Below are 21724 nucleotides of genomic sequence, written 5' to 3' on the forward strand. Positions count from 1 at the left end.
CGACGATCAGGTCCGAACTCCGTCGCGGGCTTCCCTACGATAAGGGGCCGTCGGAGGTGCGTCGGGACCCCGCCCGCCCCCGACGTCGCACCGATCCGGCGGATGCCCAGGATGTCCAGAAGGGACGCTCACCGATGACGCAGGTCCAGGCGCCACCCGGTCGTACGGCCACCGCCCCCGCCGGCCCGGACGATCGCCCGGTCACCCCGGCCGACAAGCGCCGGCGCGGCCGGCTCGGCCCGGTGGTGGTCGGCCAGCTGGTGGTGGTGGAGTGCGCCGCGCTCGCCGTGTGGTTCGCCACCGGCGGTCCGGCCTGGCTGCTCCCGGCCGTCGGCGGGCTGGCGCTGCTCGCCGTGGTGGCCGCCTTCGCCCGGCGCGGCGGCCGCTGGTGGTACGAGGACCTGATGCTCCGCCGCCGGCTGCGTCGCCGCCGGGGCCGGGCGAAGGGCGCGGTGCCCTCCGGCGACCCGCGGCTGGCCGCGCTCGCCCCGGAGCTGGCCGTCGTCGAGCTGACCGAGCGCGGCAACCGGATCGGCGTCGGGCAGGACGAGCGGGGTTGGTTCGCGGCGGTCGCGCTGACCGGCCGGCCGGGCGCCCCCGCCGGGTCGATCGAGGCGGCCCAGGTGGACCGGGCGCTCGCGGTGCTCGCCGACTTCGCTGGCCCGGTCACCCAGACCCAGGTCGTCTCGCACACGCTCGTCTGGTACCCGGCGCCGGGCGCCCCGCCGGCCGCGCACCGGACGGTCTGGGTGGCGCTGCGCCTCTCCGTCGCCGACGCCCGCGCCGAGACGGTGAGCCGGGGCGGCGGCGTGCGGGGCGTGCACCGTACCGTCGCGGCCGGCATGGGCCGGCTCGGCAAGGCGCTGAACGCCGCCGGCCTCCCGCACCGGGTCCTCGGCCGGGACGAGCTGCACGCGGCGGTGGTCTCCGGGGCCGGGCTCGACCTCGCGCCGCAGGCACCGGTGGAGAGCTGGACCAGCCTGAGCGGCGGCGGCTGGACCCAGCGCTGCCTGGCCCTGCGGGTCCGCCCCAACGGCTCACTGGGCGCGCTGGTGGACGCGGTGACGGCCACCTCCGCGCCGTCGCACACGGTCGCGGCGGTGGTGCTCCCCGGCGGTCGCCGGGTTCCCCCGCTGCTCCGGGTGGCGGCGATGGACGGGCACGCCGCCGCGCTGGTGAAGGCCGTCCGGGACGTGGCGAAGCGGGTCGGCGTGCCGGCCCGCCTGCTGGACGGGCAGCACGGCCCCGGCGTCTACGCCACCGCGCCGGTGGCCACCGCGATGGGCACGGTCACGGTCGAAGGTTGACGATCCAGCCGTACAGGCCGCAGACCCAGACGGTCAGCGGGACCAGGGCCACGATCAGCAGGATCTCGACGATGTCGAGGGTGCGCCCCCAGACCGGCGAGATCCGCTTGCCCGCCACCGTCAGCCCGTAGATCAGGCTGATCAGCGCGGCCAGCAGCAGGCCGCCGAGGATCAGCCCGAGCCGGACCGGGAGCGAGCCGGCGCCGAAGGTGGCCATGGCGGCCAGCCCGAGGCCGACGGTGCCGGCCAGCAGCACCGGGACGCGCTGGGCGCGGCCGATGAACGGGCGGGCCCGCAGCAGCGAGAGCAGGGCCAGGACCAGGCAGAGCAGCACCGACGGCAGCCGGCCGTTGTCGGCCAGCACGAGCTGGCCGCCGAGGACCAGCACCGACACCGTCCACAGCAGACCGGTGAGGAACGCGTCGGCGCGCTCGCTGTTGCGCAGCACCTGCCGGCCGTCCACCGACTCGGTGTCGCTCTTCAGGTCGTCCGGGCCGGTCGGGATCGACGGCACCGGCAGCCGGGCCAGCCGGTAGGAGATCATCGGCAGCGCCGGCAGGGCGGCGAACGCGATGGTCGCGACCACCGCCGCGGCGGCCGCCGCGCCGATGCCGAAGGCCAGGCAGAGCGCCGCGCCGATGCCGACCGCCACGCCCACCGCGACCGCGCCGAGGAAGAGCGGCAGCCGGTCGCCGACGGCGAGCGCGGCCACCGCGGCGAAGAGCACCACCGCGGTGGCGGCCATCAGCAGGTGCGGGCTGGCCAGGTCGGCCAGCTTCCGGTCACCGGCGAGCACCAGCAGGCCGCCGATCGCCGCGTAGCCGAGGCCGGCCATGGCCAGCACCGAACCGGTACGGCTGTCACCGGCCGCCCGGGACAGCACGGCGGAGGTCACCAGCAGGGCGAGGGCGACCACCAGCGCGGCCAGCGCGCCGGGCAGCTGTGGCGGCCCGGCGAAGAGCGCCGCCACCGCGCCGGCCGCGAGAGCCGCCCCGGCGAACAGCACCGCGAACGAGCGGGTGGTGCCGACCTGCCAGGTACCGGGACGCTGGTTGGTGGCGGTGGCGACCGCGTCCACCACGTCGTCGAAGACGATCTCGGGTGCGGCCGAGGCCCGGGGGTTGAAGTAGAGCACCTCGCCGTCCCGGACGCCGAGCTGCGCCGCGGTACGGCCGCCGTCCAGCGGTGGCCCGCCGAGCCGCGACAGGCTCCACCCGCCGTGCCGCACGCCCTCGTCGGCGAGGTCCTCTCCGGCGTACCGCAGCAGGGTGGGCAGCAGGTCGGCCAGTGGGACATCCGACGGCAACGCCAGATCCATCCTGGTCCGGGGCGCCACGATGGTGATCCGGCTCAGCCCGCCGGTCGCCGTCTTCGTCGCCACTGAGGCCTCCTCGTGCTCGCCTACGATCCACCTCGGCCGGTGGCGTCGCCCCCCCCGTGGGTCCGCGACGCCTCCGGGAGATTACCTACGATGGCGGTCGCACAGGTTGCCCACCCGACGACTCGGGTCGTTGGCAGACCACGATCAGGGCCGCTTCTGGGGAGGAGATGCCGTGAGCACGGTGGTGTTCCGCCGGCTTCCGCGTCAACCGGGGCCCGCGCTGCCGCGCGGCGAGGTGTTGCTGGAGTCCCCGCCGGAGCTGCCCGAGCAGCAGCCCCGCGGCATGGGCCAGGTGTTGATGATCCTGCCGATGCTCTGCGGCGTCGGCGCGATGGCGTTCCTCTACGCCGGGCGCGGCGGCGGCATGATGACGTACGTGGCCGGCGGCCTGTTCGGCGTGTCGATGCTCGGCATGGCGATCGGCACCCTCGGCAACGGCGGCAACGACAAGGCCGAGCTGAACGCCCAGCGCCGCGACTACATGCGCTACCTGGCCCAGATGCGCAAGCGCACCCGGCGGGCCGCCGAGCAGCAGCGGGCGGCGATGACCTGGCGGCACCCGGAGCCGGACGCGCTCTGGTCGATCGCCGCCTCCCGTCGGCTCTGGGAGCGGCGGATCACCGAGGACGACTTCGGCGAGGCCCGGATCGCGCTCGGCCCGCAGCGGCTGGCCGTCGAGATCGTGCCGCCGGAGACCAAGCCGGTGGAGGACCTGGAGCCGATGAGCGCGATCGCGCTGCGCCGGTTCGTCCGGGCCCACTCCAGCGTGCCGGAGCTGCCCACCGCCCTGTCGCTGCGCGCGTTCAGCCGGATCGCGCTGCGCGGCGAGCGGGAGGCCGTGCTCGACCTGGCCCGGGCCGCGGTCGGCCAGCTGGTCACCTTCCACGCCCCGGACGACCTGATCGTCGCGGTGGTGGCCGCCCCCGACCGGCAGCCGGTGTGGGACTGGGTGAAGTGGCTGCCGCACGCCCAGCACCCGGGGCGTACGGACGCCGCGGGCGCCCGCCGGATGGTCTTCGCCAGCCTCGCTGAGGCCGAGACGGCGCTCGCCAACGAGCTGGGCGGGCGGCCGCGGTTCGCGCCGGAGGCGAAGCTGCTCACCACCGCCCCGCACCTGGTGGTGGTGCTCGACGGCGGTGAGGTCTCGCCGACCTGCGCGCTGATGGGGCCGGGCCTGCTCGGCGCCACGGTCATCGACCTCTCCGGCGCGGTGCCCCGGGACGCCGGCCGCTGGCTGCTCTGCCTGGACGTCGGCGACGGCACCGGGCTGGACCTGGTCCGTGGTGCCACGGCGTCCCGGCTCGGCCGGCCGGACCGGCTCAGCCTGGCCGCCGCCGAGGGGCTGGCCCGGCAGATCGCCCCGTACCGGCTCTCCCAGCAGCAGGGCGCGAGCACCGAGGAGCCGCTGGCCCGCAGCATGGAGCTGCCGGACCTGCTCGGCGTCGGCGACGCGGCCACGGTGGACGCCCGGCAGACCTGGCGGCCCCGCAGCCACCGCGACCGGCTGCGCATCCCGCTCGGCGTCGGTCCCGACGGCAACGTGGTCGAGCTGGACTTCAAGGAGTCGGCGCACGAGGGCATGGGCCCGCACGGCCTGGTCATCGGCGCGACCGGTTCCGGCAAGAGCGAGCTGCTGCGCACGGTGGTGGCGGCGCTGGCCGTGACCCACTCCTCCGAGGAGCTCAACTTCGTCCTGGTCGACTTCAAGGGTGGCGCCACCTTCGCCTCGCTGGACGCGTTGCCGCACACCAGCGCGGTGATCACCAACCTCTCCGACGAGCTGCCGCTGGTCGACCGGATGCGCGACGCCCTGGCCGGTGAGATGAACCGCCGGCAGGAGGTGCTGCGGGCGGCCGGCAACTACGTCTCCCGGTACGACTACGAGAAGGCCCGGGCGGCCGGTGAGCCGCTGGACCCGATGCCCAGCCTGCTCATCATCTGTGACGAGTTCAGCGAGCTGCTCGCCGCCAAGCCGGACTTCATCGACCTCTTCGTCATGATCGGTCGGCTCGGCCGGTCGCTCGGCGTGCACCTGCTGCTGGCCTCCCAGCGGCTGGAGGAGGGCAAGCTGCGCGGCCTCGACACCCACCTGTCGTACCGGATCGGTCTGCGGACGTTCTCGGCGGTGGAGAGCCGGATCGTGCTCGGCGTGCCCGACGCGTACGAGCTGCCGAACGCGCCCGGCCACGGCTACCTCAAGACCGACACCAGCACGATGCTCCGGTTCCGGGCGGCGTACGTCTCGGGGCCGTACCGGGCGCCGGGGCAGGTGCAGCGGTCCACCCGGGCCCAGGTGCAACGCCGGATCGTGCCGTACAGCATCGACTACGTCCCGGTGCCGGCCGCACCGGCCCGGTTGGAGACCGCGCCGGAGCCGGAGCAGACCGGCGACGGCAAGGCCGTGGCGATGCTGGACGTGCTGATCGACCGGCTCAAGGGCCAGGGCCGGGAGGCGCACCAGGTCTGGCTGCCCCCGCTGACCGATCCGCCGGGCCTGGCCGAGCTGCTGCCGCCGCTGAAGGTGCACCCGACGTACGGCCTGACCACCGCCGACTGGCCGGGACGCGGCCGGCTCACCGTGCCGGTCGGCATCGTCGACCGCCCGTACGAGCAGCGGCGCGACCCGATGATGGTCGACCTCTCCGGCGCGGGGGGCAACGTGGTCATCGTCGGCGCGTCGCTGAGCGGCAAGAGCACCATGCTGCGCTCGATGCTGGCCTCGCTGGCGATCACCCACACCCCGCGCGAGGTGCAGTTCTTCTGCCTCGACTTCGGCGGTGGCGCGCTGCGCAGCCTGGAGGGGCTGCCGCACACGTCCGGGGTGGCCGGGCGGCGGGACACCGAGGCGGTCCGCCGGACCATCGCCGAGGTGGTCGCGATCATCGACGAGCGGGAGCTGCGCTTCACCCAGCACGGCATCGACTCGGTGGCCAGCTACCGTCGCCGGCGCGCCGCCGGCGAGTTCGCCGACGACCCGTTCGGCGACATCTTCCTGGTGGTCGACGGCTGGAACACCCTGCGCCAGGAGTACGAGGAGCTGGAGCAGACCATCACCAACCTGGCCAACCGGGGCCTCGGTTTCGGCGTACACGTGGTGATCACCGCCGTGCGGTGGGCGGAGATCCGGATCAACATGCGGGACCTGCTCGGCACGAAGCTGGAACTGCGGTTGGGCGATCCGGCCGAGTCGGAGATCGACCGGCGGGCCGCGCAGAACGTGCCGGTCGGCTCACCCGGCCGCGGTCTGACCCGCGACAAGCTGCACTTCCTCAGCGCGGTCTCGCGGATCGACGGCAAGCGCGACATCGAGGACCTGACCGAGGCGTCGGTGGCCCTGGCCGGGCACGTGGCGGCCAACTGGCCGGGCCGGCCGGCGCCGAAGGTCCGGCTGCTGCCCCGCAAGCTGGCGGTCACCGAGCTGGCGAAGGTCATCGACCGGTCCGTCCCGGGCATCCCGATCGGGGTCAACGAGTCGGCGCTCGCCCCGGTCTACCTCGACCTGGCGAACGAGCCGCACCTGACGGTGTTCGGCGACGCGGAGTGCGGCAAGACCAACCTGCTGCGGCTGATCGCCCGGGGCATCGCCGAGCGGTACACCCCGGCCCAGGCCCGGCTGGTCATCGCCGACTACCGGCGGGGCCTGCTCGGTGCGGTGGAGGGCGATCACCTGCTCGACTACGCGCCGTCCAACCAGGTGTTCAGCCAGGGCCTCGGCTCGATCCGCAGCGCCCTGCAGAACCGGCTGCCCGGGCCCGACGTGACCACCGCCCAGCTGCGCGACCGGAGCTGGTGGAAGGGCCCGGACCTCTACATCCTGGTGGACGACTACGACCTGGTCGCCTCCGGCGGCAGCAACCCGCTCAGCGCGCTGCACGAACTGCTGCCGCAGGCCCGGGACGTCGGCCTGCACCTGATCATCACGCGGCGGGTCGGCGGCGTGGCCCGGGCCCTCTACGAGCCGGTGCTGCAACGTCTGCGCGAGCTCGACTCGCCGGGCCTGCTGATGTCCGGCAACCGGGAGGAGGGCGCGGTCTTCGGCAACCTGCGGCCGAGCCCGCAGCCGCCGGGCCGGGGCACGCTGGTCCGCCGCCGGGACGGGCAGCAGCTGATCCAGACCGCGTGGACGGAGCCGGTATGAGCGACCGGGAGGCCGCGCGCGCGTCGGGCGTTCGGGAAGCCGGGGGGACGCTGTGGCGCGCGTCCGTCCATCTCGTACTGTCGTCGGTGTGATCCGTTGCGACTCTTGACGTGCGGCATCAGCACGGCCCGAAAGCAGGGCTGCGCGCGTTGGACGTCGTCCGCTACGGTTCGTTTGAAGTGTCCGTCGGTGGGGTGTGTACGCCTTGCCGCGGGGGAGGGGCGCGGCGGATCCGCCGCCACGAAGATGACGGAAGGGTGTGAAGCATGGCGTTCGAGGTCAGTGCAGCGACTCTGCACACCGCCGCGAGTGACGTGCGGTCCACGCGCAGCGAGGTCGACGGTGAGCTCAAGAAGCTGTGGAACGTGGTCGACGACCTGGCGATGGCCTGGAAGGGCCAGGCGTCGACCGGTTTCCAGTCGCTCATGACGCGGTGGAGCGAGGACACGAACAAGCTGCTGACGGCGATGGACAACATCGCCGACCTGCTCGACAAGTCGGGTACGACGCACCAGGTCAACGACGAAGAGCAGCAGCAGATGCTGGACAAGTTCCACTCTGCTCTCAACCCGTGATCCGCGAAGACAGGCGAAGGAGGAATTGATGAGCATCAAGGTTGATTACGCCGTTCTCGAGAGCAGCAACCAGCAGATGCAGGCCATCTCGCGGACCATCGACGAGAAGCTGGACACGCTGCGGTCGATGCTGACCAAGCTCGAGTGGGAGGGCCAGGACCGCGTGGCCTACCAGCAGCACCAGGCTCAGTGGGACGCGGCCGTCCGGGACATCAACAAGGTCCTGAACGAGATCGGCTCGGCGGTCGGCATCGCGCGCGAGAACTACATGACCACCGAGATGAACAACTCCAAGGTCTGGTCCTGATCTGACCGGTCTCCTGCGGCTCCGCCCGGCATCGCCGAGCGGAGCCGCAGCGCGTTGCGGGCCGGGTCGGCCGTGACCGGCCTGCTAGGCGTCCAGCGGCGTGGAGCGGCGGCCGGGACGCCAGCCGCGCCTCCGACCGAGGATCAGGATCGGCCGGAGGGTCAGCAGGACGGCGGCCAGCCCCGCGCCGACCACGGCCACCCAGATCGCCACGGTCCGCTGCCAGGCCAGCGGGTCGGCCGGCGGGGCGGGCTCCGGCATCTTGCCGAGCGGCGGATTGGGCCGGGTGCCCAGCAGGCTGGTCACCGCCCGGTACGGGTCGACCATGCCGTACCCGACCTCGGTGTTGTGCCCGTCGGGCGGGTTGTCGGCGGTCCGGGTCAGCCGGTAGGCGACCTGCTCGGGGGTGAGGTCCGGGTGCGCGGCCCGGATCAGGGCGGCCACCCCGGAGACGTACGCGGCGGCGAAGCTGGTGCCGCCCTGCGGCTCGTAGAGGTAGCCCGACCCCCCGGGGGCCGGACCGACGATGTTCAGGCCGGGCGCGGCGATGTCCACGTAGTCGCCGGTGACCGAGCTGCCGACGTGCCCGCCCTTCTCGTCGATCCCGGCGACGGCGATCACCCCGTCGTACGCGGCCGGGTACGCCGGCTGGTCCTGCTGGTTCTCCTGCCGGTTGCCGGCGGCGGCCACCAGCACGACGTTCTTGCGGAGGGCGTAGTCGACGGCGTCCTTGAGCCGGTCGTCCTGGAGCGTCACCAGGGAAAGATTAATCACGGCGGCCTCGTGGTCGACCGCCCACTTGATCGCCTTGCCGATCTCGGCCGGGATCGACTCGTCGAAGGTCCGCTGGTTGTCGGCCAGGATGCGGATCGGCAGGATCTTCGCCTCGGGCGCGATCCCGCTGTACGGCACGCCGGTGCCCTCCCGCCCGGCGATGATGCCGGCGACCAGGGTGCCGTGGCCGACCAGGTCGCACTGCCCGTCGAGCGGCACCAGGTGGTTGAAGTCGGTGCCCGGCAGCACCTTGTCGCGCAGCAGGGGGTGGCGGGGCGAGACGCCGGAGTCGATCACCGCCACGGTGATCCCCTTGCCCTTGGTGACGCGCCAGGCCGCGTCCGGGGCGAGCCGGTTCAGCGCCCAGGTGGGCTGGGTCGGGGCGGGGTTGCCGGCCGGGCCGCACTTCGGCGCCGCCGCCGCCGGGGCGGGCGCCACCAGGACGGTGCCGAGCAGCGCCGCGACCGTTCCACAGAGGATGGACCGGAACCGGTGCCCGGTACCGGCGTTCACCGTCGTCCCGTCCGACCGCAAGCTGTCCCGCACGCGGCTGAGACTACCGTCGCCGTGTCCGCCGTGCGGTGACGGGCACGGCGGGCCGGTCAGCGCTCGGCGGGTTCGGTGGCCGGTTCGGCGGTGAAGAGCGCCAGGAGGGCGCCGACCTGCTGGTCGGCCTCGGCCGGGTGGCGGAAGTGGCCGCTCGGGTTGATCGTGTACTCGTTGCGCCGGCCCACCCTGGTGCGCCGCAGGTACCCGCCGGCCTCCAGGTCGGCGACGATCGCCTGGGCGGCCCGTTCGGTCACCCCCACCTCGTCGGCCACGTCCCGCAGTCGGGCGGTGGGGTTACGGGCGATGGCCAGCAGCACGTGCCCGTGGTTGGTGAGGAAGGTCCAGTTCCGGGCGCTCCCGTTCTCGCCTGCTGTCGTCGCCATGGCCGCCATGGTATTGCCCGGTGCCGGGTCGGCCGGTTCTGGCCCGCTCCGGAGTGCGGGCCGGACGGGAGCGCCGACGGGGCCGTGGTCAAGGGTCGCCCGACGCATGAATTCTGTATCACGTATACCTTGACGTGCCTTGTGCTGCGTGTGACGGTGAGGGCATGACGAGGAAGGCACTGCATTGACGCCGACCACTCCGGAACAGGCGCTCGCGGAGCTGTGCGCCGGCAACAACCGGTTCGTCACCGGCGCTCCCCGCCATCCGAATCAGGACGCCGGTCACCGGGCCGCCGTCGCCGACGGCCAGCACCCGTTCGCGGTGATCGTCGGCTGCTCCGACTCCCGGCTCGCCGCCGAGATCATCTTCGACCGGGGCCTCGGTGACCTCTTCGTGGTCCGCACCGCCGGCCACACCGTCGGCCCCGAGGTGCTCGGCAGCGTCGAATACGCGGTCACCATCCTCGGCACCCCGTTGGTCGTGGTGCTCGGGCACGACTCCTGCGGCGCGGTGCAGGCTGCCCGGGAGTCGGTGCGTACCGGCACGTCCCCGGCCGGGCACCTCGGCGCGCTGGTCGACGCCGTCGCGCCCAGCCTGCTGCGGGCCGCGCGGGAGGGTGTGGAGGACGTCAACGGGATCGTCGACATCCACATCGCGCAGACCGTGGAGGCCATGCTGGCCCGCTCCGCCGTACTCGCCGAGCGGGTGGCCGCCGGGCGGTGCGCGGTGGTCGGCATGTCGTACCGGCTCAGCGCGGGCGAGGTGCGCACAGTCGCCGCGGTGCCCGCCCGGGCGCCGTCCGCAACGCTGCCTGCCCCGGCCGCCCCCGGGGACCAGGCGCCCGCCGCCGCCTGACCGACCCCGCAAACGGCACAGGGGCCGCCCGCGAGTGCGGGACGGCCCCTGTTCGCGTGCGTTGGCGCTACAACAGCGACATGTGTACGTGGTCGGTGTGGTTGGAGGGCCCGCTGTACCTCTTCCAGCCGGTCGCCGGGAACCAGATCTGCCGGTTCCAGATCACGTAGTAGATGCCCAGCCGGTCGGCGTTGCGGATGAGGAAGGCGGCGACGTTGTTGCCGTACATCCGCATGTCGTTGTTGTGCCAGGAGGAGAAGCCGCTCCTCTGCAGCGACCAGTCGCAGGCCCGGCCCTTCGGATGCTCCCACGGCCCACCGGACCGGTAGCAGCCCGCGAAGCGGTTGAAGCCGGCCTTCCTGACCTCCTTGTACGCGTGCAGCGTGCGCGGCGTGACGCAGCCCGAGGTGGTCGGGTCGTCCTCGCTGCACGACTCGGGCTTCCAGTCGCCGTCGGCGGTGCGGCCGGGGCCGATCGCGGCGACCTTCGAGGTGGCCGAGACCAGGCCGCCGGTGAAGCCCATCCCACCGACCAGCTTCAGCGCCTTCTCCGTCTCGGCCTTCTCCCGGGCCATCACGTTGGTCTGCTTCTGCTGCTCGCGTACCTCGGCGTCGAGGGCGAGCTTGGCCTGCTCGGCGCGGTTCTTCGCCGCGTTGACCGCGGCGAGCTTCTGGGCGTTCACCATGTTCAGCTCGTCCAGGGCGGCGGCCCGGCGGACGAACGAGTCGGGCGAGTTGCTCTCCAGCAGCATGGTCATCGCGCCCAGGCGGCCGGTCCGGTAGGACTGCGCCGCGATCGCGGTGACCTGCGGGCTGAGCGCATCGAGTTCCTGTTGCGCCGCGCGTACCTCCAGGGCCAGCTGGAGCTGGCGCTTCTTCGAGTTCTCCAGCTTGGTCTTTGCCCGGATGAAGTTGCGGTTCGCCTGCGCGATGGCGTCGGAGATGAGCTGGGGCTCGCCGTCCTCCTCGTGCCCGGAGGGGGTGGGCGCGTTGGGCGCGGCCGAGGCCGGGGTGGGCCCGAGGATGATGGCGCAGGCGGCGAGCACGGCCACCACGGGTGTCAACCAGCGGCGTAGGGGTGCCGTCACAGTGTTCCCTTCCATCGACCGCCGACCGGGTTAGCTGCCGGGTTCGGGACGGAAGAGGCCCCTACCGCTGGCGCGGATTCACCCCAGGTACCTGGTTCCCCGGCTCGCCTGTGGGCGATTGGGCGGTGGCACCGCTGGCGCCGCTGCGCGCCTTTGACGGTGACCGGCAGTGAGGTTACCTGAGAGTCCGCGCGGGGATCTACGTCCGGAAGCCGACCAGAAGCCCTATTTCGTCGTGCCGGTGCGTGACCAGCATCGCGTGTGAAATTGGTGGTCACGCTGCGGAGTGTCACCATACGGCGTCCGTGGTCGTCGCCGACCCGGGTCGGCCACCGAGCGCCGCCAGAGCGTCGTCCCGGTCGGCCGGCGGTCGTGGCCGCACCGGCCCCTCGGGGCCGGCGGTCGCGGCGGCACCACCGCGACCGGCGGTGGCCACCACGGCGGCCAGCCCGGTGGTCAGCGGTACGGCGGCGATCAGGCCGAGCGTGGCCACCGCGCTGCGGACGATCTCCTGGGCCATGAATTCGCTGGTGAGGATCTGGCTGACTGGCCGCGAGTCGGCGACGAGCAGGAGCAGCAGCGGCAGCGACGCGCCCGCGTACGCCAGCACGATGGTGTTGACCGTGGAGGCGATATGGGCCCGGCCCACCCGGGTGGCCGCCCGGTAGAGCTGGATCCGGGACAGCTCCGGGTTGGCGTGCGCCAGTTCGGTGACCGTCGCGGCCTGGGTGACCGTGACGTCGTCCAGTACGCCCAGCGAGCCGATGATGATGCCGGCCAGCAGTAGCCCGTGCAGGTCGACGTCGCGCTGGAACATGGAGAGCGTGGTGGCGTCCTCGCTGCCGAAGCCGGTCAGGTGGGTGGCCGCGGTGGCCAGCGTGCCGAGGACGCCGGTGAGCACCAGGCTGCCCAGGGTGCCGAGGACCGCCACCGAGGTCTGCGCGGTGATCCCGTGGGTGAGATAGAGCACCACGAACATGATCAGCGCGGCGCCGACGATCGCGACCAGCAGCGGTGGCTGGCCGGCGCCGATCCCGGGAAGCACGAAGCCGAGCAGGATGGCGAAGCTCGCGGCCAATCCGCCCAGGGCGGCCAGCCCACGCCAGCGGCCGAAGGCCACGATGGCGACGGCGAAGAGCACGGCGAGCCAGACCAGCGGCGTACCCCGCTGGTGTTCGGCGATGTGGTAGTTCTTCGTCGCCGGGTCGGCCGGGTCCGTCAGCTCGACCAGGATGATCTTGTCGCCGACCTCGACCCGGGGCGCGCCCGGGCCGGACGGGACCGGCGCCTCGACCTGGCGACCGGCGTCCGGCCCCTGCTCGGCGGCGACCGTGACCGTGCCGCACGGACCGTCGGAGCCGCCCGGGGCCTCCTCCGGCGTCTCGGGGGTCACCGGGCAGGCCTCGGTCACCACCCGGGTGACGGTGCCCTGGTAGCGCGGCGGCTCCGGGCCGGCCGCCGGCTCCCGGGTGTCCCGGGGCCAGAGCACCAGCGCGGCGATCACCGTGATCGCGAAGAGCGGCACCACCGTGGCGAGCAGCAGCCGCCGTACGCCCGGTGGGGCGGACGGAGCGGGACGGGTGTGGTCGGCGCCCATGGCGGATCTCCCAACGATTCGCGGCGGGATACGTGTCACCCGGTCGGTTCATCGACCGGGCCGCCCGCGGGACGGCGCAGGCCGGGTCGTCGTCGGAATGGTAGCCAGCCGGCCCGGCCGCGCGGCCGGATCGGGACGGGCCCGGCGGGTTCCTCCCGGGTCCCGGGGCGATGGCCGCTACCGTGGTGATCGTGGCGACGGGGACGGCGGTGACCGGACGGTGGGTCCGGCTCCTGCTGCTGCTCTGCACCCTGGTCGGGCTGACCGTGATGCACACCCTCGGCCACGGCGCGCACACCCCGGCCGACCACGCCACCGGGCACCCGGCGGCCCACGCCGCCTCCGCCGCGATGGCGGCCGGACCGGTCGTCGCCGGCCCGGACCAGGACTGCCCGGGGGACGGCTGCCAGGTGCGCGCGCTCCCGCTCGGCGACCTCGGCGGGCATCCGTCCGGGTGGAGCGTCTGCCTCGCGGTGCTCGGCGCGTTCGCGGTCGCGCTGCTGGTCGCAGTGCTGCTGCGGGTCCGGTCACGCCCAGCAGGCCCGACCGTCGGTGGCGCGCTCACGCTCACCGTCGGCCCGCGCGCCCCGCCGGCACGGCGGTACGGACTACGCCTCGCCACGGCGTCGGTGCTGCGCAGATAGGAGCGCCCGGCGCGGGTCGACCGGACCACCCGGTGACCCGCGTCCCCGCCCGCTGCGTACGTTCCGACACCGAAAGGCTTTCACCGTGTTCACTCGTACCCTCGCGCGTCGGGCCGCCATGGCCGGCGCGACCGTAACCGCGGCCCTTGTCCTCGCCGGCTGCGGCGGCGACCACTCGACCTCCGGCGCGGACCACGACATGCCGGGCGTGAGCGGCACCGGCACGCCCGCCGCCGGGGCCTCGGCCTCGTTCGGCGACGCGGACGTGATGTTCGCCCAGATGATGATTCCGCACCACCGGCAGGCCGTGGCGATGGCCGAGCTGGCCGGGTCCCGGGCCGCCGACCCGGAGCTGAAGAAGCTGGCCGGGCAGATCAAGGCCGCCCAGGCGCCGGAGATCGCGACCATGACCGGGTGGCTCGCCGCCTGGGGGCGGCCGGTCCCGTCGGCGAGCGCCGGCCACGGCATGCCGGGGATGGACCACGGCATGCCCGGGATGATGTCCGATGCCGAGATGGACAAGCTCGGGGCGGCGTCCGGCACGGACTTCGACCGGCAGTTCCTGACCATGATGATCGCCCACCACGAGGGCGCGATCACCATGGCGAAGGACGAACTGGCCCGGGGCGAGAACCCGGACGCCAAGGTGCTCGCCGAGCAGATCGTCACCGCTCAGCAGGGTGAGATCGACACCATGAAGAAGATGCTCGACCGGCTCTGAGCCGGGGTGCGCCGGGTGCCGGGGTCGCCGCGACCTCGGCGCCCGGCGCCGGGTCGGTCAGCTGAGACCGGCGCGTCGACGCCGGTACTCCTCCTCGTCGATCTCGCCGCGGGCGTACCGCTCGTCGAGGATGCGTCGGGCGGTGCCGGGGCCGGCCGTGGCAGGGTCCCGTTCGGTGAGCCGGAACACCAGCCACACCAACCCGATCAGCACCGCCAGCCCCACCAGGGACCAGATCCACATCCAGCCCATCATCGGACCGTTCCACATCATCTGGCCGCCCTCCCGTTCGTACCCGAGGGGCGGCCGGTCCGGCGCGAGGTGGCGCCGGCCCCGGTCGCCACCTCGAACGTACGTCGGCGCGGACCCGTCCGGGACAGGTCGGGTGGCCCGAGTTACGGGACGGAAGTCCTGGTCAGCCCCGCTTCATCAGCCGGCCGACGGCGGCCATCATCTCGGTCGCCATCTCGTCGGCGCGCCCCTCGGCGGCACCCTCGTGCATGCAGTGCCGGGCGTGCCCGTCGAGCAGGCCGAGGCCGACCTTGTCCAGGGCGGCCTGGATGGCGGAGATCTGGGTCAGCACGTCGATGCAGTAGCGGTCGTCCTCGACCATCTTCTCGATGCCGCGGACCTGGCCCTCGATACGGCGGAGCCGCGCGAGCAGCTGGTCCTTGCTGGCGGTGTAGCCCCGGGTCGGGGTCGTCGGTGCGGTCATGAGATAGAGGATAGCGTACCCCTCGGGGGTATGGTACGGTCCGATCAGCGGCAGATACCCCCGGCGGGTATCTGCGAGAACGAAAGTGGCAGCCGTCTCTCTTCCTGCTACCCCTGGGGGGTATAGGATGGGGCGGCGGGAAGGGAGTAGCGATGGTCACCAACACGTACCAGGTGCAGGGCATGACCTGCGGGCACTGCGTCAACTCGGTCAGTACCGAGGTGAGCGCCCTGCCGGGCGTCAGCGACGTGCAGGTGGATCTGGCCTCCGGCCAGGTCACCGTCACCAGTGAGAGCCCGTTGGACACGGACGCCGTCCGCGCCGCCGTGGACGAGGCCGGTTACGACCTCGTCGGGGCGTGACGGGTCCGAGGACCCGAAGGAACCGAGGTAGCACCATGAACACGGCGACCAAGCTGAGCGGCTTCGCCCTCGGCCTCGCGGCGGTGTTCGGCACGGCGTACGGGGTCGGTCACCTGGCCGGCCCCGTCGCCCCCGCCGCCGAGACCCGTCACGACGCCACCGAACCCGGCCACGACAGCACCGCATCCGGCCACGGCGACGCCCACGCGGGCGCCGACGCCACCGCCCACCTGCCCGGCGGGCTGCTCGTCTCCGACCGGGGCTACACCCTGCAACCGGTGACCGCCCCCGCGGGCGAGTTCGCCTTCCGGATCACCGGCCCGGACGGCCGGCCGGTCACCCGCTTCGACGTGGCGCACGACAAGCGCATGCACCTGATCGTCGCCCGGCGCGACCTGTCCGGCTTCCGGCACGTCCACCCCGAACTGGCCGCCGACGGCACCTGGCGGGTCGCCTCGCCGCTCGCCGGGCCGGGCGTCTGGCGGGCGTTCGCCGACTTCACCCCGACCGGCGGCGAGCCGCTGACCCTCGGGGTCGACGTCACCGTCCCCGGCGCGCTGGCCGAGCAGCCACTGCCGGCACCGGCCACCAGCACCACCGTCGACGGCTACACCGTCACCCTGGCCGGCACCCCGCAACCCGGCCGGTCCAGCCGGCTCACCCTGACCGTCAGCCGGGACGGGCAGCCGGTCACCGACCTCCAGCCCTACCTCGGGGCGTACGGGCACCTGGTGGCGCTGCGTCAGGGCGACCTGGCCTACCTGCACGTGCACCCGGAGGGCGCGCCCGGCGACGGGCGGACCCCGGCCGGCCCGGCGGTCACCTTCTCCGCCGAGGTGCCCTCGGCCGGGACGTACCGCCTCTACCTGGACTTCCGGCACGGCGACGCGGTGCACACCGCGGAGTTCACCGTGGTGGCCGGTGACGTCCCGCCGCCGGCCGCGCCGACCACCACCACCGCGCCGACCCCGGAGGCCGACCACGGCACCCCGGGGCACGGACACAACTGATCGGAGGTGCCGCGATGACCTCGACCGCGAAGTCCCTGCCGGTCGCGCCGAACCAGATCGAACTCGCGATCGGCGGCATGACCTGCGCCTCCTGCGCCGCCCGGATCGAGAAGAAGCTCAACCGGATGGACGGCGTCGAGGCCACGGTCAACTACGCCACCGAGAAGGCCACCGTCCGGTACGTCGACGACGTCACCCCGGCGGACCTGATCGCCACCGTGGAGAAGACCGGCTACACGGCCGCCGTACCGCCGCCGCCCGCACAGGCCGCCGAGGCGACCGCCGAGCCGGTGGACGAGCTGCGCGGGGTGCGTACCCGGCTGTGGGTGTCGGTGGCGCTGGCCGTGCCGGTGATCCTGCTGGCCATGGTGCCGGCCTGGCAGTTCGACTACTGGCAGTGGCTGTCACTGACCCTGGCCGCCCCGGTCGTGGTCTACGGCGGGCTGCCGTTCCACCGGGCCGCCTGGATCAACCTGCGGCACGGCGCGGCCACGATGGACACGCTGGTGTCGCTCGGCACCCTCGCCGCGTTCGGCTGGTCGCTCTGGGCGCTCTTCCTCGGCGACGCCGGGATGCCCGGGATGACCCACCCGTTCCGCTTCGACATCACCCGCACCGACGGCGCCGGCAACATCTACCTGGAGGCGGCGGCCGGGGTCACCGTGTTCATCCTGGCCGGCCGCTACTTCGAGGCCCGCTCCAAGCGCACCGCGGGCGCCGCCCTGCGGGCCCTGCTCGAACTCGGCGCCAAGGACGTCGCGGTGCTGCGCGGCGACCGGGAGACCCGGATCCCGGTGGACCAGCTCGTCGTCGGGGACCGGTTCGTGGTCCGCCCCGGTGAGAAGGTCGCCACCGACGGCGTGGTCGAGGACGGCACCTCGGCGGTCGACGCCAGCATGCTCACCGGCGAGTCGGTGCCGGTCGAGGTCGGGCCCGGAGACAGCGTGGTCGGCGCGACCGTCAACGCCGGCGGCCGGCTGGTGGTCCGAGCCACCCGGATCGGCGGGGACACCCAGCTGGCCCAGATGGCGAAGCTGGTGGAACAGGCGCAGACCGGCAAGGCGGCCGTGCAGCGGCTCGCCGACCGGATCTCCGGGGTCTTCGTGCCGATCGTGATCGCGCTGGCCGCCGGCACGCTGGGCTGGTGGCTCGGCACCGAGGCCGGGACGACCGCAGCGTTCACCGCCGCGGTGGCCGTGCTGATCATCGCCTGCCCGTGCGCCCTCGGCCTGGCCACACCGACCGCGCTGCTGGTCGGCACCGGTCGGGGCGCCCAGCTTGGCATCCTGATCAAGGGCCCGGAGGTGCTGGAGTCCACCCGCCAGGTCGACACCGTGGTGCTGGACAAGACCGGCACCGTCACCACCGGCCGGATGACCCTGGTCGACGTGCTCCCCGCCGCCGGCCAGGACGCCGACGAGCTGCTCCGGCTGGCCGGCGCGCTGGAGGCCGCCTCCGAGCACCCGATCGCCCGGGCGATCGCCGACGGCGCCGCCGAGCGCGGTCCGCTGCCGGCCGTCACCGGCTTCGCCAATGCCGAGGGGCTCGGCGTGACCGGGTCGGTCGACGGCCGGGACCTGGTCGTCGGGCGGCTCCGGCTGCTGCGGGAGCGGGGTCTCGACGTACCCGAGGAGGTCGTGCGGGCGGCGACCGACGCGGAGGCCGCCGGGCGGACGGCGGTCCTGGCCGGCTGGGACGGCCGGGCCCGCGGGGTGCTCGCGGTGGCCGACGTGGTGAAGCCGACCAGCTCGGCGGCCGTCGCCCGGCTGCGCGAACTCGGGCTGACCCCGGTGCTGCTCACCGGTGACAACGCCACCGTCGCGCAGGCGGTGGCCGCCGAGGTCGGCATCGACCAGGTGATCGCCGAGGTGCTGCCCGCCGACAAGGTCGACGCGGTGCGGCGGCTCCAGGCCGAGGGGCGGACGGTGGCCATGGTCGGCGACGGGATCAACGACGCCGCGGCGCTGGCCCAGGCCGACCTGGGACTGGCCATGGGCACCGGCACCGACGTGGCGATCGAGGCGTCCGACCTGACCCTGGTCCGGGGCGATCTGATGGCGGCCGTGGACGCCATCCGACTGTCCCGGCGCACCCTGCGGATCATCAAGGGCAACCTGTTCTGGGCCTTCGCCTACAACGTGGCCGCCCTGCCGCTGGCCGCCGCCGGCCTGCTCAACCCGATGATCGCCGGGGCCGCGATGGCCTTCTCCTCGGTCTTCGTGGTGGCGAACAGCCTCCGGCTGCGGGGCTTCCGCCCGGTCGGCTGATCCCGACGGGTTCACCCTGGGTGATGTCGATGGGTTGAGTCGCCGGACGGCGGGTACCTCCACATCGTCAGGACAACTGCTGAGTGGAGGTTTCGATGGGTCACGACGACAAGATCGACAACGCGACCGAGAACACCGCCGGCAAGGTCAAGGAGGGCGTCGGCCGGGCCACCGACAACGAGCGGCTCGAGGCCGAGGGCCGCACCGACCAGGCCGAGGCCAACCTCAAGCAGGCCGGCGAGAAGATCAAGGACGCCTTCAAGAGCTGAACAATCTCGTACGCGTCGCCGGGCCGGCACCTCGCCGGCCCGGCGTGCTGCGCGCGGACCACGTGTCCGGCGCGCGCGCCGGATGCTTGGCACACTCGATCCGACGCCGCCCGATTCGTCCGGGGCGCGGGCGGCGGCGGCACCGCGAGAAAGCCCCGGCCGACCACCGGCCGTGACCGACGGCCGACGACCGTACGGGGAGAAGATGTCCGCCACCACCGTGTTCCGCGCCGCCGCCCTGGTGACCATGACCGCGCTCGCCGCCGGCTGCCAGTCCGCCGGGGAGGACACCGCGGCCCCGGCCGGCGGCCCGACCGCCGCGCCGACCGTCTCCGCCGAGACCGCTCCGAGCACCGCCCCGACGACGCCGGGAACCGCGGCGAACACCGCTGCGGTGTGCGCCGCCGTGGACAAGCTGATCATCGCCAAGAGCAAGGAGATCGCTGCCCAGTCCGCCGCGGCCGCCGGTCGTCAGCTCACCCCCGAGCAGATCAACGCGCAGGTCAAGGCCGACCTCGCCGACCTGGCCGACGGCGTACGCGGCCAGGCCGTCAGGGCCGAGGACCCGGAGATCAAGGCGTTGGTCACCGAGACCGCGCGGAAGATCGACGCCGGCGCGAAGTCGGCCACGCCGGTGAAGTGGCTCAGCTCGACGTTCGTGGCGATCCCGCAGCGGCTGACCCGGGAGTGCCGGGCCTGACCCTCGGCGACCTCATCGGTCGGTGGCCAGCCGGGCGGCCTGTACCTCCAGGTAACGCCGCTCCGGGAGGCTGGTGGTGGCGCGGGCGGCGGCCAGGTACGCCGCCCGCGCGTCGTCCCGGTCGTCGGCCAACTCCAGCAGGTGGGCCCGGACGGCGGCGAGCCGGTGGTGCCCGGCGGTGCGCTCGTCCGCGTCGAGCGGCGCGAGCAGGGCGAGCCCGGCCCGGGGACCGTCCACCATGGCCACCGCGGCGGCCTGGTTGAGGGTGACCATCGGGTTCGGTGCGATCCGGGCGAGCACCCGGTAGAGCGCGACGATCTGCGGCCAGTCCGTCTCCGCCGCCGACGGCGCCTCGGCGTGCACCGCCGCGATCGCCGCCTGCACCTGGTACGGGCCCGGCGGCGACCAGGTCAACGCCTCGGTCACCAGGGCCACGCCCTCCTCGATCGTCGCCCGGTCCCAGCGGTCGCGGTCCTGCTCGGAGAGCGGGATCAGCTCGCCGTCCGGGCCGGTCCGGGCGGCCCGGTGCGCGTCGGTCAGCAGCATCAACGCCAGCAGCCCGGCCGCCTCGCCGTCGTCCGGGAGCAGCCGGCGCAGCTCCCGGGTCAGCCGGATCGCCTCCCCGGTCAGCTCGGCCCGGTGCAGTTCGGCACCGCTGGAGGCGGTGTAGCCCTCGTTGAAGACCAGGTAGAGCACGTGCAGTACGGCACGCAGCCGCTCGTCCCGGTCGGCGGGCGAGGGCAGCACGAACCGGGCTCCGGCCGCCTCGATCTTCTGCTTGGCCCGGCGGATCCGCTGGCTCATCGTCGGCTCCGGCACCAGGTACGCCCGGGCAATCTCGGCGGTGCTCAGCCCGCCCACCGCGCGTAGTGTGAGGGCCACCTGGGCGGAGCTGCCGAGCGCCGGGTGGCAGCAGAGGAAGAGCAGCTTCAGCGTGTCGTCCGCGGCCGGCGGCTCCTCGTCGGCCGGCGGGGCGACCGCCGCGTACGCCGGCTCCCGGACCGCCACCGCGACCTCGCGGTCCCGGCGCGCCCGCTCACTGCGCCACTCGTCGGTGAGCCGGCGGGTGGCTACGGTGACCAGCCACGAGCGGGGATGGTCGGGGACGCCCTGCGCCGGCCACTGGGTGGCGGCGGCGAGCAGCGCCTCCTGGACCGCGTCCTCGCAGGCGTAGAACTGGCCGTGCCGGCGGACCAGCACGCCGAGGACCTGCGGCGCGAGGGTGCGCAGCAGGTCCTCGACGACCGGCGACGTCACATCTCCGTCCCGGCCTGGTCCATCACCGCGCGCACCTCCAGCACGCCGAAGCCGTGCTTGACGTCCGGCCAGCTCGCCGCGATCTCGGCGGCCCGCTCCGGGGTCTCGCAGTCGACCATCAGGTAGCCGGCGAACTGCTCCTTGCTCTCCACGAACGGCCCGTCGGTGATCTCCGTGCCGCCGCCGGCAGCGGGCCGTGCCGTACGGGTCTGCGACGGGTGGGCCAGGGCGTCGCCGCCGACCAGCTCCCCGGACTCGGTCAGCTCCTTCATGATCACGTCGACCTCGCCGAAGATCGCGTTCCGCTCCTCCTCGGTCAGCTCCTCCATGAAGCCGGGCCGGTTCCAGATCAGCAGCATGTACTTCACGGTCCACTCCTCGGGTACGGGCCACCGGCGGTGGCGCCTCTCGCAGACGGGTCGGAGCCGGGACGTCCGATCCGACATCCTTCCCGAAAAAATTCAGCGACCGCGTACCGCCCGGCGGGCCGGCGCGCCGACGTCCAGCGAAGCGCGGTCGGCGGCCGAGGTGCCCGAGGTCCAGCCCTCGACGTCACGTACCTGGAGCCGGTGCCGGGTGACCCCGGGAAAGAGCTGGTCGAGGCGCTCCCGGACGGCGTCCGTCCGGGCGGCGAGCACCGGGAGCAGCCGGTCGTCGCCCCGCTGCTCGGCCGCCGCCCGTTCCTCGGCCGCGGTGGCCGCCCGCAGCCGCTCCCCGATCCGCAGCGCGAACGCGTTGAGGAACGACTCGTCGTAGCCCCTGGTCCGCCGGCCGCTGCCGGTACGCCGCTCGCCCCGCCCGCGCAGCATCGCGGCGGTGGCCTGC

At 73.7% G+C, this 21724-nt stretch carries 21 protein-coding genes, 1 pseudogene and 1 riboswitch; of the genes and pseudogenes, 12 read left to right on the forward strand and 10 right to left on the reverse strand.

Annotated features, from left to right (window positions below; all coding sequences use genetic code 11):
• The first annotated feature begins 134 nt into the window (after positions 1-134).
• A complete protein-coding gene (locus ONA70_RS07575; RefSeq protein WP_265005616.1) occupies positions 135-1307 on the forward strand; it encodes a type VII secretion protein EccE in 1173 nt (390 codons plus the stop codon).
• On the opposite strand, the gene eccD is transcribed toward ONA70_RS07575, so the two are convergent.
• Positions 1291-2688 carry a type VII secretion integral membrane protein EccD gene (eccD, locus tag ONA70_RS07580; RefSeq protein ID WP_265005617.1) on the reverse strand — a complete coding sequence of 466 codons (1398 nt, stop codon included), beginning with the start codon at positions 2686-2688 and terminating at the stop codon, positions 1291-1293. The two genes, ONA70_RS07575 and eccD, sit on opposite strands and share 17 nt — an antisense overlap.
• A gap of 172 nt (positions 2689-2860) precedes the next feature.
• On the opposite strand from eccD, the gene eccCa reads away from it, so the two are divergent.
• The 3 genes from eccCa to ONA70_RS07595 all read left to right on the forward strand — a co-directional run bounded on the left by eccCa (position 2861) and on the right by ONA70_RS07595 (position 7708).
• A complete protein-coding gene (gene eccCa, locus ONA70_RS07585) occupies positions 2861-6826 on the forward strand; it encodes a type VII secretion protein EccCa (protein ID WP_265005618.1) in 3966 nt (1321 codons plus the stop codon).
• Positions 6827-7092: 266 nt separating this feature from the next.
• Entirely contained in the window at positions 7093-7401 is a 309-nt protein-coding gene (locus ONA70_RS07590) for a WXG100 family type VII secretion target (protein ID WP_265005619.1), read from the forward strand.
• A 28-nt stretch (positions 7402-7429) separates the two neighbouring features.
• Positions 7430-7708 (forward strand): WXG100 family type VII secretion target, encoded by a 279-nt coding sequence (locus ONA70_RS07595; protein ID WP_265005620.1) that lies wholly within the window; start codon positions 7430-7432, stop codon positions 7706-7708.
• An 84-nt stretch (positions 7709-7792) separates the two neighbouring features.
• On the opposite strand, the gene mycP is transcribed toward ONA70_RS07595, so the two are convergent.
• Positions 7793-9028 carry a type VII secretion-associated serine protease mycosin gene (mycP, locus tag ONA70_RS07600; RefSeq protein WP_265005621.1) on the reverse strand — a complete coding sequence of 412 codons (1236 nt, stop codon included), beginning with the start codon at positions 9026-9028 and terminating at the stop codon, positions 7793-7795.
• Between the two features lie 56 nt (positions 9029-9084).
• On the reverse strand, positions 9085-9423 hold the full coding sequence (locus ONA70_RS07605) for a helix-turn-helix transcriptional regulator (protein ID WP_265005622.1): 339 nt from the start codon (positions 9421-9423) through the stop codon (positions 9085-9087).
• Positions 9424-9598: 175 nt separating this feature from the next.
• Here ONA70_RS07605 and ONA70_RS07610 point away from each other — a divergent pair, with 175 nt between their 5' ends.
• Positions 9599-10270, forward strand: a complete 672-nt coding sequence (locus ONA70_RS07610; RefSeq protein ID WP_265005623.1) for a carbonic anhydrase — start codon at positions 9599-9601, stop codon at positions 10268-10270.
• Positions 10271-10337: 67 nt separating this feature from the next.
• Here ONA70_RS07610 and ONA70_RS07615 read toward each other — a convergent pair whose 3' ends face one another.
• Positions 10338-11357 (reverse strand): coiled-coil domain-containing protein, encoded by a 1020-nt coding sequence (locus ONA70_RS07615; protein WP_265005624.1) that lies wholly within the window; start codon positions 11355-11357, stop codon positions 10338-10340.
• Between the two features lie 4 nt (positions 11358-11361).
• Positions 11362-11492: riboswitch (cyclic di-AMP (ydaO/yuaA leader) on the reverse strand.
• A 154-nt stretch (positions 11493-11646) separates the two neighbouring features.
• Positions 11647-12954, reverse strand: a complete 1308-nt coding sequence (locus ONA70_RS07620; protein ID WP_265005625.1) for a YibE/F family protein — start codon at positions 12952-12954, stop codon at positions 11647-11649.
• 191 nt (positions 12955-13145) lie between these two features.
• Between ONA70_RS07620 and ONA70_RS07625 the strand changes: the two genes are divergently transcribed.
• On the forward strand, positions 13146-13598 hold the full coding sequence (locus tag ONA70_RS07625) for a DUF6153 family protein (protein ID WP_265005626.1): 453 nt from the start codon (positions 13146-13148) through the stop codon (positions 13596-13598).
• 118 nt (positions 13599-13716) lie between these two features.
• Positions 13717-14319, forward strand: coding sequence for a DUF305 domain-containing protein (locus ONA70_RS07630; RefSeq protein WP_265005637.1), 603 nt, complete (start codon positions 13717-13719; stop codon positions 14317-14319).
• A gap of 57 nt (positions 14320-14376) precedes the next feature.
• Here ONA70_RS07630 and ONA70_RS07635 read toward each other — a convergent pair whose 3' ends face one another.
• Both ONA70_RS07635 and ONA70_RS07640 read right to left on the reverse strand, forming a co-directional pair.
• Positions 14377-14562 (reverse strand): SHOCT domain-containing protein, encoded by a 186-nt coding sequence (locus ONA70_RS07635; protein ID WP_265005627.1) that lies wholly within the window; start codon positions 14560-14562, stop codon positions 14377-14379.
• A gap of 172 nt (positions 14563-14734) precedes the next feature.
• Positions 14735-15034 (reverse strand): metal-sensitive transcriptional regulator, encoded by a 300-nt coding sequence (locus ONA70_RS07640; protein WP_046568942.1) that lies wholly within the window; start codon positions 15032-15034, stop codon positions 14735-14737.
• A 152-nt stretch (positions 15035-15186) separates the two neighbouring features.
• Between ONA70_RS07640 and ONA70_RS07645 the strand changes: the two genes are divergently transcribed.
• From ONA70_RS07645 to ONA70_RS07665, 5 genes are all read left to right on the forward strand, one after another.
• Entirely contained in the window at positions 15187-15396 is a 210-nt protein-coding gene (locus tag ONA70_RS07645; RefSeq protein ID WP_265005628.1) for a heavy-metal-associated domain-containing protein, read from the forward strand.
• A gap of 35 nt (positions 15397-15431) precedes the next feature.
• Entirely contained in the window at positions 15432-16406 is a 975-nt protein-coding gene (locus tag ONA70_RS07650) for a hypothetical protein (protein ID WP_265005629.1), read from the forward strand.
• Positions 16407-16420: 14 nt separating this feature from the next.
• Entirely contained in the window at positions 16421-18673 is a 2253-nt protein-coding gene (locus ONA70_RS07655; RefSeq protein WP_265005630.1) for a heavy metal translocating P-type ATPase, read from the forward strand.
• Positions 18674-18768: 95 nt separating this feature from the next.
• A complete protein-coding gene (locus tag ONA70_RS07660) occupies positions 18769-18942 on the forward strand; it encodes a CsbD family protein (protein WP_265005631.1) in 174 nt (57 codons plus the stop codon).
• Between the two features lie 205 nt (positions 18943-19147).
• Entirely contained in the window at positions 19148-19642 is a 495-nt protein-coding gene (locus ONA70_RS07665) for a hypothetical protein (RefSeq protein WP_265005632.1), read from the forward strand.
• Positions 19643-19654: 12 nt separating this feature from the next.
• Here ONA70_RS07665 and ONA70_RS07670 read toward each other — a convergent pair whose 3' ends face one another.
• From ONA70_RS07670 to ONA70_RS07680, 3 genes and pseudogenes are all read right to left on the reverse strand, one after another.
• Positions 19655-20899, reverse strand: a complete 1245-nt coding sequence (locus ONA70_RS07670) for an RNA polymerase sigma factor (RefSeq protein WP_265005633.1) — start codon at positions 20897-20899, stop codon at positions 19655-19657.
• A complete protein-coding gene (locus tag ONA70_RS07675; RefSeq protein ID WP_265005638.1) occupies positions 20896-21258 on the reverse strand; it encodes a YciI family protein in 363 nt (120 codons plus the stop codon). The genes ONA70_RS07670 and ONA70_RS07675 overlap by 4 nt, the downstream gene beginning before the upstream one ends.
• Positions 21259-21360: 102 nt before the next feature.
• Positions 21361-21724 (reverse strand): annotated as a pseudogene (locus ONA70_RS07680) (DUF2786 domain-containing protein); the annotation flags it as partial.

Origin of the sequence: Micromonospora yasonensis, from assembly GCF_026013475.1 — a bacterium.
Classification (GTDB): Bacteria; Actinomycetota; Actinomycetes; order Mycobacteriales; family Micromonosporaceae; genus Micromonospora; species Micromonospora yasonensis.